General features: G+C 47.1%; 11 protein-coding genes and 1 tRNA gene. 6 read left to right on the top strand and 6 right to left on the bottom strand.

From position 1 onward, the window contains the following. From QMD66_07490 to QMD66_07475, 4 genes are all read right to left on the bottom strand, one after another. A partial coding sequence (locus tag QMD66_07490) for a hypothetical protein (GenBank protein ID MDI6822668.1) occupies positions 1–204 on the bottom strand: 204 nt, incomplete at its 3' end. Between the two features lie 37 nt (positions 205–241). After that, on the bottom strand, positions 242–2,107 hold the full coding sequence (locus tag QMD66_07485) for a carboxypeptidase regulatory-like domain-containing protein (GenBank protein MDI6822667.1): 1,866 nt from the start codon (positions 2,105–2,107) through the stop codon (positions 242–244). A gap of 38 nt (positions 2,108–2,145) precedes the next feature. Beyond that, the gene (locus QMD66_07480) at positions 2,146–3,153 is read right to left on the bottom strand and encodes a hypothetical protein (GenBank protein MDI6822666.1); all 1,008 of its coding nucleotides are present in this window, start codon (positions 3,151–3,153) and stop codon (positions 2,146–2,148) included. Between the two features lie 159 nt (positions 3,154–3,312). Next, positions 3,313–4,323, bottom strand: a complete 1,011-nt coding sequence (locus QMD66_07475) for a hypothetical protein (protein ID MDI6822665.1) — start codon at positions 4,321–4,323, stop codon at positions 3,313–3,315. Between the two features lie 131 nt (positions 4,324–4,454). Between QMD66_07475 and larC the strand changes: the two genes are divergently transcribed. Then, entirely contained in the window at positions 4,455–5,642 is a 1,188-nt protein-coding gene (gene larC / locus QMD66_07470; GenBank protein MDI6822664.1) for a nickel pincer cofactor biosynthesis protein LarC, read from the top strand. On the opposite strand, the gene QMD66_07465 is transcribed toward larC, so the two are convergent. Both QMD66_07465 and QMD66_07460 read right to left on the bottom strand, forming a co-directional pair. Further along, positions 5,639–6,682 (bottom strand): hypothetical protein, encoded by a 1,044-nt coding sequence (locus QMD66_07465; protein ID MDI6822663.1) that lies wholly within the window; start codon positions 6,680–6,682, stop codon positions 5,639–5,641. The genes larC and QMD66_07465 overlap by 4 nt on opposite strands. 67 nt (positions 6,683–6,749) lie before the next feature. Continuing rightward, a tRNA-Leu gene (locus QMD66_07460) sits at positions 6,750–6,833 on the bottom strand. A 159-nt stretch (positions 6,834–6,992) separates the two neighbouring features. Here QMD66_07460 and QMD66_07455 point away from each other — a divergent pair. From QMD66_07455 to mrdA, 5 genes are read left to right on the top strand one after another with little or no spacing between them, the layout of a single operon-like run. After that, positions 6,993–8,768: a serine/threonine-protein kinase gene (locus tag QMD66_07455; GenBank protein ID MDI6822662.1), complete on the top strand. Its 1,776-nt coding sequence runs from the start codon at positions 6,993–6,995 to the stop codon at positions 8,766–8,768. A 1-nt stretch (position 8,769) separates the two neighbouring features. Next, positions 8,770–9,585 (top strand): DUF3662 and FHA domain-containing protein, encoded by an 816-nt coding sequence (locus tag QMD66_07450; protein ID MDI6822661.1) that lies wholly within the window; start codon positions 8,770–8,772, stop codon positions 9,583–9,585. Continuing rightward, positions 9,578–9,976, top strand: coding sequence for an FHA domain-containing protein (locus QMD66_07445; protein ID MDI6822660.1), 399 nt, complete (start codon positions 9,578–9,580; stop codon positions 9,974–9,976). Before QMD66_07450 ends, QMD66_07445 begins: the two co-directional genes overlap by 8 nt. 6 nt (positions 9,977–9,982) lie before the next feature. Further along, a complete protein-coding gene (locus tag QMD66_07440) occupies positions 9,983–10,738 on the top strand; it encodes a Stp1/IreP family PP2C-type Ser/Thr phosphatase (protein ID MDI6822659.1) in 756 nt (251 codons plus the stop codon). A gap of 40 nt (positions 10,739–10,778) precedes the next feature. Beyond that, positions 10,779–12,629, top strand: a complete 1,851-nt coding sequence (mrdA, locus tag QMD66_07435) for a penicillin-binding protein 2 (GenBank protein MDI6822658.1) — start codon at positions 10,779–10,781, stop codon at positions 12,627–12,629. The last annotated feature ends 151 nt before the right edge of the window (positions 12,630–12,780 follow it).

Raw genomic sequence — 12,780 nt, 5'->3', positions numbered from 1 at the left:
TGTTCCGACATCTTCTCCATAGGATGAGACCGCGGTCTTGGGATATCCTGAGATCTTCTCGTAACGCTTCTCACTCCTCCTCTTGAAGTCTTCATCCATCCTGCTTTTCAAATACCCTAAAATCCTCTCGCAACCGGGAGGGATGATTAAAAGAACCAGTAGAAAGAGAAGAAATAAATTTGAGGGAATGGATATCTTTCTCATTTGCCTTAATTTAACACATTTGTAAAAATTTCTATTTTTACTTCAATGACGCTCTGTAGATCATCACAGCTGTCTGGTCTCTTCTCACAAGTTGTTCTGGTCTGAAGCTCCCATCTGAATAGCCCTGCACTATGCCTTGATCCTTAGCCGTTTCTATATATTGCCAAGCCCAGTGAGCCTGTGGGACATCTGTGAAGTATCCTATGTAACTTGTGTTCACCGAAATGCCCAGACCCCTCACGAGCATGGTTGCAAGCTGAGCTCTGGTGGCACAATCCTCTGGACCGAATTTTCTATCACCGTAGCCCTGCACTATCCCATGATCTTTTGCGGTTTCTATATACTGCCAGGCCCAATGATCTTGTGGAACATCGGTGAAGTATCCCTTATACTCCGTATTCAAGGGAAGACCCAGGGAATTCACGAGCATCTTGACAAACTGTGATCTGAAAACGGGATCGCCTGGGCGAAAGAGCCCATCGTCGTAACCGGAGATCGCACCCTTACTGGCGAGAGCGCTGATCTCACCATACGCCCAGAAATCCGTGGGGACATCCGAAAAATTTGGTACGGGTTTAAGGGCAAAGTCTATGCCTGTGGTCTCATTGGGTGCGGTGACGGCGACGATATCTGCGGTTTCCTCATTGGGTTTATCATTGTAAAAGACATTGATGAAATCTAAATTGTTGTAGGTGAAAACCCTGTAATTTCCGCTTCTGAGACCAATGATCGCATAATTCCCATTCTCATCTGTGGTTCCCCATTTACGGTCGCCATCAATTTGGGCACACACGCATATATTCCCTAGGGGTTGACCATTGATATCGGTCACCCTGCCGGAGATGGTACCCCCTTTGGCGAGGGCGAAGTCTATGTTTGTGATCTCGCTTGGAGCAGTCACCGTGATGATATCAGCATTCGTCCAGCTAGCCCAATTTGGTTTATCGTTATAATATTCGTCGAGGTAACCTTGCTCATTTGAAGTTTCGACTATGTAGTTTCCCGATGGAAAACCGATGAGCATATAATAACCATCTGCATCAGTAGAAGTGTAAGCAGTGCCTTCCCAATTGACATAAGGAAGGTTCTCACAATCGATCTGTTCAGCACGAACCCCAACATCCTTGAGAGGGTTGCCCACCTCATCAGTTACCCTGCCGGAGATGGTACCCCCTTTGGCGAGGGCGAAGTTGATATCCGGGGTCTCATTGGGAGCGGTGACAGCGACGATATCTGCGGTTTCCCACTTTAATTTGTTATTATAGCACTCATCTATGTAACCCTGATCATTCGAGGTGTAAACCTTGTAATATTCTCCTGAGGGAAGACCAATAAGAGCATAATATCCATTCTTATCCGTTAAAGTTGAGATACTAGCCTGCCATCCAGGTTTATTCGTAATTACTTTGATGTTTGCCAGTGGATTGCCTGCTTCATCCGTTACCCTACCGGTGATTTTGCCACCAACTGATAGGACGAAGTCTATGCCCGTGGTCTCCTGGGAAGCATTAACTATGACGGTATCGGCGGTCAAGGGTGTGAGCTTGTCGTTGTAGTATTCATCCATATAGCCTTGGTCATTCCAGGTTGAGACCCAGTATTCTCCGGATGGAAGACCAACGATTCTATAGTGACCATTTTCATCCGTTAAAGCGAAAACGGAACCAACCTCACCAGGTTCTCCAGGAGGTTCTCCCCCCAACCAAGTAGCAGTGGCCTGAACCATTATACCGGTCAGTGGATTGCCAGCTTCATCCGTTATCCTACCTGAGATGGAACCATCTTGGGCGAGTACCTTTGGAACAGTGGAAAAAATGGTGAAAGTCATCAAGATAAGCAGTACCATCAGCTTCGCTACTACACCCTTATAACTTGTTCTTTTTAAATGACTTAGGTAGCGCATTTGCTTTCTCCCGTCTAAAATACTCATTTAGCCTATTTTTACTTCAAAGGGCCTGTGAGAACTTCTCCAGAGATAGCATCCACGTGGACTGCTCCTTTATCGGTTTGCAGACACCAAATGGGCTTAAGATCGGTACCCTGCTCGTCGAAGGAGGGAGAATGATAGGCGAATTCAACCTTTTCTATGGTTACGGGAAGACGAGGTTTGAAATTATCCGCTATCTTTGAGGCAGCCTTCTCCACCGCTTCCCTTGGTGAAAGGATGCTCTTTGAAGAGCCCTCTTGGAAAGATGGGATATAGGACAGGCAATGGAATATGCCATTGTCACTAACGATGATATCTATTTGAGGACCACCAGGACCAACAATGGGAATCCTTTTAATCTTTGGTCTGTATTCGAAGCACCAGGCGATGATGTCACTTTCCCCCGTGGAGAGCTTCTTTTGATTGATGGTTGAGACTTTTGAGAGGGAGTAACACTCTTTTAGACCACCCGTCTTTTCGATGAACTCTTCTGCCTTTTTCCTGGCTTCTTTTTCACCCATCTTTGTGGGGATGGTTTCCAAGCTCTCATTGCCGTAAGTGAAGGCACCAGTGGGATAGAAGGAGATGCCATTTTCTCCATCGGTATAGCTCACAATCCCTTTAAATTCTTTCCTTTCGAGATTTCCTTGAAGCAATCTTTGTGCCATTTCTTCCGCCTGCACTTCCTCTTTCTTAATGGAAATTGAAGCAACCAAAGGTTTCTCTTCGCTCAAAGGTGTTTCCACTACTACCTTCCCTTGAGCCAGGGAGAGAGGAGCTTGAGCGTGAGCCCTATCTCCACAAAAGAGATTCTTGAGGGCTGCCCAAAGGAGATACCAGAAGGGTTTAGGGGCTTTTGTCAGGTGATAGGGAGTCCCCGTGTAATTGCTTTCATTCCACTGGTAAATGGCATTCTCATCGGAATATGCATAGGGCGTGTAATTGGTATAACCCGGTGGAGGATTGAAGCCATGCAACCAATCGTAGCGATGGTTGAGATAGCCGTCGATGGCCCAATTCACCCGATCGTAACCTGCAGCTCCTTGATCGTGATTTGCTTTGATGAAGGATGACCATAAGGTATCTGCCGGAGGTTCAATACTTCCCGTAACGTATTTGAAGAATTGGTCAGCTATATACTCGTCTCTATCCTCAGTGCTTACAGCGCGATATCCAAGAATTCATTTATCCTCCTCCCAAATTTTTTTGACGATCTCTCTGATTTCTGAAAGATCTCTATGAATCACAAACCCACCCATTGACAAATGAAGTACATCAGGGGGACCTTCGTCGAGCACAAAGAAAGGTCTTTTATCCCCCTCTGAGATCCAATCAACACCTGGTCCTTCCACATAGAATTGCTCCTTGTATTCGAGAACCACAACTTCAAAACCGGCTCGGATGTAGTAAATCGAATAAGGAAAGCCTCTCTTAATAGGTCCACCAACTGAGAAGAAAACCTCCTCACAAGCCTGTCTCAGTTCATCGAAGTATTTATCTCCTGGTGTTAGAACTTTGCCCTTTTTCTTTTTCCAGATGGTGATGCTCACAAGCTCTTTGGGCACCCAGGCTCTATTTCCGTGCTCATCCCTTGGGCCGAGCTTATAGTATCTTTCATTTGGCCTTGGCTCTCCCCAAACTTCTCTGGAGATATCCATGATTTCAAGGAGATCTTTATTAATCTCAAATCCACGTGTCCCCAGATGAAGTACCTCAAAAGGTCCGACTCCGAGGACAAAGAATGGTTTGTTCTGCTCTTCACCAACATCTGAAACCCAGTCAACACCTATTCTTTCTACATAGAATGGTCGCTTGTATTCAAGAACCACAACCTCTGCGCCAACTTGGGTGTAGTAACTCGAAAGACCATAGCGTCTATCAATAGTTGGACCAACGGAAAAGAAGACTTCCTCACAGGCTTCTCTCAGCTCATCGAAGTGTTTGTCTCCTGGTCTTAAAACCTTGCTTTTTTTCTTTTTCCAGATGGTGATGCTTTCAAGCTCTTTGGGCACCCAGGCCCTTATCCCATGCTCATCCCTTGGACTGAGCTTATAGTATTTCTTGTCTGGCTTCTGAGGTTTTACTTTCTCTCCCACCCCCTCTTTCTCCAAGGTGCCTTTGCACCCAGCAAAGATGGGGAAAATAAAGAAGAGAGTGAGCAATATTCCCAAAACTCGATGAACCTTTCTCATATGCATCATCCCAAAACATTTTACCATAGAAAATAAAGCTGGTGGAGATAAAGAAAGAATTTCAAAAATTTTTCTGTGGTGGTAAACTTAAGGAAAATACTGGTAAGATGGGGCTAAACAGAGGTGCTTAAATGAAAATAGCTTATTTTGATTGCTTTTCGGGGATAAGTGGAGACATGGTCTTGGGTGCCCTCTTGGATGCCGGGCTTCCCTTCGAGGTGCTCCTAACCGAGCTCAAGAAGCTTCCGCTCAAAGATTATGAAATAAAGGCGGAAAAAGTGGAAAAATTGGGCATCTCAGCCACGAAGGTATGTGTCCGAGCGGAGGAAAAGGGCATCATACGTACCTGGTCCAATGTGAAAAGCATCATTCAAGAAAGCAAATTACATCCAGATGTAAAGGAAGAAAGCCAGCGAATATTCTTAAAGCTCGCTGAAGCCGAGTCCAAAATCCACCGCAAAAGCATAGATCAGGTTCACTTCCATGAGATTGGAGCCCACGACACCCTCATAGACATCTTGGGAACGGTGATTGGATTGCATCATTTGGGCATAAAGGAGATTTACTCCTCCCCTTTAGCTACGGGGATGGGATTGATGAAGACGGAACACGGAGTGCTTCCCATCCCCGCTCCGGCCACCCTGGAAATACTAAAGGACATTCCCATCTACAGCGCGGGTATCGCCACCGAGCTGGTGACCCCCACGGGAGCGGCCATAATCAAAACTTATGCCAAGGAGTTTGGGGAAATGCCCCCCTTGAAGATAGCATCCATCGGTTATGGGGCAGGAACCAGGGATCTAAAAATACCAAATGTTCTCCGCATCCTAGTGGGAGAAGCCCTGAGTATAGGCGAGGAGATGGATTTGGTCGAGACCATCAGGGCAAACATCGATGATATGAATCCTGAAGTTTATCACCATGTCATGGAAAGGTTATTTGAAGCTGGTGCCCTGGATGTGTGGTTAACCCCAATTTACATGAAGAGAAATCGCCCGGGAGTCACCCTCTCGGTTCTCCTCCCCTTAAGGATTGAAGAAAAAATCCTGGAGATACTATTCGAAGAGACAACCACTCTTGGGATACGATGTTCGAGGGAGACTCGTAGGAAATTAACCCGGGAAATTCTTGAGATTGACACGGAATTTGGTCCCATTGCCATTAAAATAGGCAAGTTTAGAAGAAGGATTGTGAACATCTCCCCCGAATACGAAGACTGTGCACGAATAGCTAGAGAATCCAACGTTCCCCTCAAATTGGTCTATGAGAAGGCAAAGGAAGCAGCCAGAGAGGAATTGAAGAAGAGAGGCGAAACTTAACGCATCATGAATTTGAATTCCCTTACGTTGTTTGCGGTGTTTTTCTCGTTGGGGACGGGACCAACCTTGATGGTGAGAAGGTGGACGACATTAAAGGTAATGGGCTTGAGTCCCGAGAAGACGACGGTTTTCTTCTCGCCGGGAGCTATGGAGGAAATTTTAGCTCGCCATTTGTACTCCCGGGGCTCGGTTTCTGACTTTAGGATTGCCTCCACAGGAATGTTTTTCTCCACCTGATTTCCCTGATTCTCTATGGTCACTGTGGCCGATATCTGATTTGACCTGGGTAATATGGCCAGTCTTCGCGAAGCCAAAAAGCTTGTTTGCTTTGGCTCTATTTTGAGTTCAATGATTCCCACACCGTGTATTTCCTCTAGAGCCTCAATCCCCTTCAACTCCCGAAGATAAGCAATTACACTTTCCTTCTGAAAAGCCATGCTTTCCTTCAAGAATTTTGAATCGATCACCGAGACGGGTACGTGCATGTCCTTCAAAACCCTCTCCGCTTCCTTTCGAAACAGGGAATATGCCCTATCGCTTAATCGAAGGTCCATCAATGTCAAAGCCACTTGCCCGCTTGATACCTCCAGATCTATATCTTTAAGAGCGTTGAACAGAGCGGGTTTATAATCCTCCAAACCTTTAGCTCGGAGATCGAGACATATCGTGAGATACGAATGGGCTTTCTTTAATTTGGAAGGAACCTCAATTTTGCGGCATTTCTTCGCGAGGGATCTGCTCCTCGTTGCCTGGCTGGTTAACTTTTCCCCGAGTTCGGAACGGGATATTTTGGGCGCATCGGCTTTCACCCGATTGAACTCCCTAGCTACGGTGTTGGATTGAATCACGATTTTATTGATCTCGAGAATGTAGGTTTTGAGGCGGGTTTTCTCCCTTTCTTTTCCCAAACCCCCGCTTATGATGCCCAAGAGGTAAATCAGAGCTAAAATGAGGAGAAAAAGAAAAAGGAGTCTTAGACGCGACTTTCTTCTGCGACGAATGTAGGGATATCTTTTCCTTTTGGAGTAAGTAATGCTCAAATTAAGCCCCTTTACTTTTGGTAATTATTTGCGCTGCCTAGCAGCGCTTTCGTTTTGCATATTAGAGTGCCGCGGGGGAGATTCGAACTCCCAAGCCCTTTCGGGCATCAGCTCCTGAAGCTGACGTGTTTGCCAATTTCACCACCGCGGCCTGTACCTTCCCCATATATATTGAACTATTTTCCCCCTCCTTTGTAAACATTAGTACATCTCGCTGATAATATTTTCCATAATTCTTCGCTTATTCCTGCAATTTCGACTTGTGGATAGAAGTCAAAGAGTTAAAATAAAGAAAATGAATGAAGACTTGTTGCTCAACAGGTATCAGATACTTAAGGGACTAGGGAAAGGTGGATTTTCCGAAGTATATAAGGCCTATGACACCCGGATGTATCGGGTGGTGGCCATCAAGAAAATCCCGGCCTCGCGCAAGACCGCACCCCGTGCCCTAAGGGAAGCCCGCACTGTGGCTCTGCTCAACCATCCAAACATCGTCACCCTCTACGATTTTGAGGAATTTGAAGATGACTATTACCTGGTGATGGAATATATCGAAGGGGCCACCCTCGCGGAAATCTTAAATAAAAAATCCCCATTATCTTGCGATCAAAGCATCACCATTGCCAGCCAAATTTGCTTGGGGTTGGAGTGTGCCCATCTCAATGGAATCATTCACAGGGATATAAAGCCCGAAAACCTCATGCTCCTCCAGGATGGAAGGGTAAAAATCATGGATTTTGGCATCGCCCGTCTCAAGTCCTCCACGATGACCAGAAGGGGAGATATTTTAGGAACCCTGGCTTATATGTCGCCGGAGCAAGCTCAGGGAGAATATGTGGATGAGGCAACGGATATCTTCTCCCTTGGTGTGGTCCTTTATCAAATGCTCACTGGAGTATCGCCCTTCGCCGCTGAAACCTCCGGGGCTACCATTTTTAAAGTACTTAATGTAGATCCCGTTCCTCCCAGCCGAATAAATCCCGAAGTTCCTCGAAAACTGGATGTGGTAGTGCTAAAAGCTTTAGAAAAAGACCCAGAGGCAAGATTCGAAACGGCAACCGAGATGCGATTTAAACTGGAGCGATGTCGAACCTCAAGGGTATCACCACAGAAATTACTGAAGCCCCTTATCCTCGTGGCTCAAAGAGAGGAGGAAGAGGAGGAGATACCCGGTGGATTGGAGCAGATGAGGGAGAGAATTTGGTCAGTGGTTGGAGATCACGCCGAATCGCTGAAGAGGGGTATCGCCTCCACCGTCCTCGCCTTAAGTTTCTGGCTTGCCTTCCAAAAATTTCCCTTTTACCCGGGAAGTATAACTCTCTTCCTTCCCTTCATCATCCTCCTCTTTACCTTTCTTACTCCATCGGTGGGCATAGCCTCATCCTTTGCCCTGCTCTTCCCAGCCATAATCAAATACTCACGGAGTTTGGGGATACTCTTTGCCTCATTCTCTCTGATTTACTGGCTTGCTTTCTCCCACAAGAAACCCTTGACCTCCCTAGTACCACTCTTCATCCCGATCGCAGCCCATTTAAATCTGGGAATCGTCTATCTTTTCCTAGTTAGTTTGATTTTCTCACCCCCACTTGCCGCCTGCTTAAGCGGATTGGGTTGTCTGGGATTAGAATTCTACGATCTTTTTACAGGTCAACCGGTCTTGAGATTCACCGATATTCCCAACGAATACTTTCTATTTAAATCGCTTAAGGGTCTTGATCTCACCGGTGTCCTGAAACAGCTAATCGCTCCATTCCTGCGCCACCCATTCCTCATCTACCAGGTGACCCTATGGTCAGGTATAGGATTCATCATGGGGGCAATGACCATCAAAAGGCGTTTTTCTTCGAGTCTTCTTTCAATCCTGGTAGGATCGGCTCTTTTGGTCATTGGATATACCTGGATTCCCACAATATTAAATATCCCACCCGTGTCCTATGGCGGATTAATGCAAAGGCTCTCCTTTTCGCTTATAATGTTATTGATTCTGCTTCCCTTGATCCCCTTTAAGCACATTCCCAGAAAGAAAATTTGGAAAGAAGGCAAGGAAAGACTCGAAAGAGATTTCCGGATTCAGGAATGGGAATGAGATGAGCCTAAAAGAGTTCGAGCGAAAACTCGAGGCTTTATTCGAGGGTTTCTTCACTCGAAGCTTCAAATCGGGTGTCCAACCTATAGAGCTGGCAAAAAAGCTTGTGAGAGAAATGGAGAGAAACAAAACCGTCAGCATAGAGAGAATCTATGCCCCCAATGAATACACTTTATACCTCAGCGAAGAAGATAAGAAAAACCTGGAATCCATAGAGGAACCACTGCTAAGCGAATTGAAGGATTTTTTGATGAGGCAAGCCAAAAAAGATGGTCTCACATTCATAAGCCCCCCCGAAATTAAAATTTCCGCTCGAGATGATCTATCACTGGGGGAAATAGGAGTGGAAAGCAAGCTCGTCAAAAAAAGCGCCGTACCCGCCGGCAAACAGGCTCTGCCCAGGCAAGCCATACCCATAGGCCCGCCTGGAGCGAAGCCTCCCTTTGGGACCGGACGGGCAGGCAGGCAGGCGAAACCCGTAATAGATCAAACCCAATTGATGCCCATGGAAGAACCAATTCCTCCCAAAGGGATGCTTATGCTGAAAAGTGGTGCCAGGCGTGAATTCCCCCTAACTAAGCCTTTAACCACTTTGGGGAGACTTCCCACAAACGATATCGTCCTACCAGACCCCAACGTCTCAAGAATTCACGCAGAAATCAGACTCGAAGAGAGGGGATTGGTAATAAGGGACCTTAAGAGCACCAATGGTACTTTGGTCAATGGAAAGAGAATAGAAGAGCAACTGCTTCGAGACGGAGACCTCATAACCCTGGGAACCACGGAGCTCGAGTTCAGGAGTTCGGAGGATGTTTAATTTAGTTCTCCTCCTTCTTAAATACATCTTTCTTGGTCTTCTATATCTATTTTTGCTGTTCATAGTGGTAGTAATCTACAAAGATATCTCTACCAAATCCCTCCGTGCACGGTTAATCGTCCTTGAGGGTGCAACGGAAATCGGCACGGTCTTTCCCCTTGGAAATGGTTTAACCATCGGTCGTTCCCCCGATAACGACATCGTTCTCGCCAATTCCTTCGTTTCCCACATCCACGCACGCGTCTTAGAAAAGAATGGAGCCTATTTCATCGAGGACCTTAACAGCACAAATGGTACATTTTTGAGGGAAAAGAGAATTTCGAAACCGGCTCAATTGAAATCGGGGGACAGGATCAGGATTGGGAAGACACTCCTGGAGTTCGTGGAGTGAGAATTGATGAAATTGAGATATGCCGCATTCACCGATGTCGGTCGGGTCAGGGAAATAAACGAAGATGGTTACCTGGCCACGGGAAAAATTTTTGCCGTAGCCGACGGCATGGGTGGACACCAAGCGGGTGAAGTGGCCAGCGCTATAGCGCTGAAAAGCCTGGAAAAGAGCTTAAAGGAATTGCCCTGCCTGCCGGCAGGCAGGCCTTCCCGAATGGATGTGGAAAAGCGCATAAAAACCAGCATCCGCAGGGCAAACCTTGCGATCATGAAAGAAGCCCATTCGGGTCGATCCGGAATGGGCACCACCATTACGGTCGTGGTCCCCACGAGGAACAGGATACATATCGGACATGTCGGCGATAGCCGGGCGTATTTATTCAGAGATGGGAAACTCCAAAGGCTCACCGAGGATCACTCCCTGGTCGCTCAGATGGTTAGGGATGGAAGGTTGAATCCATGGGAGGCAGAAATTCACCCCTTGAGAAGCGTGCTCACCAGAGCCCTGGGTACCCCCTCCGTTGAGATTGACCTATCCTCCATCGAATTGAGACTTAAAGATAAGATCCTTTTGTGCACCGATGGTCTGACCTCAATGCTTAAGGAGAAAGAGATCGGGAAGATCTTGAGCGAAAACCTCGATCCCCAGACCATCTGCCAAAAACTGGTGGAAGCTGCCAATGACCGAGGCGGAATCGACAATGTAACAGTCATCCTGATTGAGATATCCGGAACCCTAAAAGATACAAGGGAAGAATCTTAACAGCTTTAAAATTGATCAAAACGTCTGGGAGAAGGAGAATATGGTCCCGGAGAAGATTCACATAAGGGTGGCTATCTTTGGCATACTCGCTTTATTGGTGTTCAGCGTGTTATTGGGAAGGCTTTGGTTTTTGCAGGTCTTAGCGGGTGAGAAGTATGCAAAGTTGGCCGAGGAAAATCGAATAAGACTGGTTGCCGTGGATGCCCCCCGGGGAACCATCTATGACCACAAGGGAAATGTCCTCGTTGAAAACCGCCCCAGCCCTGCCATCTCCGTGGATCCCTCTATCGTAAAGGATAAAAGAGAGGTCCTCTCCCAGCTAGCAGAAGTTCTTGGGGTAAGCGTCCAGGAAATCGAGGAAAAGCTGGAGGAGAAGAGAGATCCCTTAAAACCGGTGATCGTCAAGAAAGATGTGGATGAAAGAACTCTTAGCTTTATCGAGGAGCATCAATCGGAGTTTCCCGGTGTCGATATTCAAATTGAATCCATCAGAGACTACCCCAGAGGGAATCTCGCCGCTCACATTCTTGGATACCTTGGGGAGATCTCAGAGGAAGAACTGAAGAAGAAAGAATACAAGCATTACAGCTTGGGGGATTTCATCGGTAAAACCGGGGTTGAAAGACAGTACGAGTCAGTCTTGCGAGGCGAAAAGGGAGGACAGCAGGTGGAAGTCGATGCCACCGGAAGACCCTTAAGGATTCTGGGCAAGAAAGACCCCGTGCCCGGCTATAATCTCATGCTCACCATAGATGCAGACATACAACAGGCTGCCGAGGAGGCCCTGGCAGCTGCCATCGACACCGCTCATGGACATAAACATGAAAAGGCAGCCGCCGGAGCCGTCTTGGTCATGGATCCCAGAAATGGAGAGGTATTGGCTTTAGCGAGTCACCCTTCCTATGATCCCCGTCTTTTCAAGGGTGGGGTTTCAAGCGAAGAGTGGGCGCTGTTAAACGACCCCTCAAACCATTTCCCCCTAAATAACCGGGCGATAATGTGTTCATATCCCCCGGGTTCGACTTTTAAACCCATCACAGCGGTGGCCGGGATGGCTGAGCATCTGGTCTCGCCCAGAAGCACCTTTAAATGTACCGGTAGATGGACTCGCTTTGGCGAGCGCTGGGCTAAATCTTGTTGGAAACGCTCCGGCCACGGAGGAATCGACTTGATCAGAGGAATCATCCACTCCTGCGATGTGGTATTCTATGAAATTGGTTATATGCTCCATAAAACCCAGGAGAAGTTCCAGGAATGGTCACGAAGGTTTGGATTTGGTGCCCTCACCGGAATCGATCTCCCCTCGGAAGCCAAGGGAAGGGTTCCCGACAAAGCCTGGAAAAGGGAGCAATATAAGAATAATCCACGATACAGGGTCTGGCTTCCAGGAGATACGGTAAATATGGCCATTGGACAGGGCGACTTGCTGGTCACCCCGCTTCAAATGGCCAATGCTTACGCGGCAATCGCCAATGGCGGCATTCTTTACAAGCCTCATGTAGCCAAGGCTCTTTTAACTCCAGACGACAGGGTTTCCTATGAATTTAAACCGCAGGAATTGGGAAAATTGGAATTGCCCCCGGGGATCATCGGTGCCACGCAAATTGCTCTGAAGAGAGTGGTCTCTCAAGGAACGGCGAGTGGAGCCTTTGCGGGCTTCCCCGTACCCGTGGCCGGAAAGACCGGTACCGCCCAGGTCTTTGGCAAAGATGACTTTGCCTGGTTCGCATGCTACGCACCGGCGGATAATCCTCAATACGTCATTGTCGTCCTTGTTGAGCAGGGTGGGCATGGTGGATCCACAGCGGCTCCAGCAGCCAGACGAATTTTGAGTCACATATTCAACGTGCCACTACCGGAACCGGTTGATGTCATCGACGTGTCACGGTAGTTCAGTGGATGGTCGATGGAGGATAGTATAGGCTAGACATAAATCTTAATTAAGCTCATCTCAAATTCAAAATTCAAAATGAAAAGTGCAAAATGACAATCCAAAATTAAAAAATGTTTGAAATCTTCTGACCAGCCTATTCTCAAGAATT

This window comes from Actinomycetota bacterium, assembly GCA_030018275.1.
Classification (GTDB): domain Bacteria; phylum Actinomycetota; class Aquicultoria; order Subteraquimicrobiales; family Subteraquimicrobiaceae; genus Subteraquimicrobium.
Note: the sequence above shows the minus strand (reverse complement) of the source record. Positions and strands in the feature narration are given on the sequence as shown.

Bases quoted from the DNA above. Each gene is read 5' to 3' on its own strand.
- larC (MDI6822664.1), top strand. From the start codon at position 4,455: ATGAAAATAGCTTATTTTGATTGCTTTTCGGGGATAAGTGGAGACATG.
- QMD66_07475 (MDI6822665.1), bottom strand. From the start codon at position 4,323: ATGAGAAAGGTTCATCGAGTTTTGGGAATATTGCTCACTCTCTTCTTT.
- QMD66_07445 (MDI6822660.1), top strand. From the start codon at position 9,578: ATGTTTAATTTAGTTCTCCTCCTTCTTAAATACATCTTTCTTGGTCTT.
- QMD66_07440 (MDI6822659.1), top strand. From the start codon at position 9,983: ATGAAATTGAGATATGCCGCATTCACCGATGTCGGTCGGGTCAGGGAA.
- mrdA (MDI6822658.1), top strand. From the start codon at position 10,779: ATGGTCCCGGAGAAGATTCACATAAGGGTGGCTATCTTTGGCATACTC.
- QMD66_07450 (MDI6822661.1), top strand. From the start codon at position 8,770: ATGAGCCTAAAAGAGTTCGAGCGAAAACTCGAGGCTTTATTCGAGGGT.
- QMD66_07485 (MDI6822667.1), bottom strand. From the start codon at position 2,107: ATGCGCTACCTAAGTCATTTAAAAAGAACAAGTTATAAGGGTGTAGTA.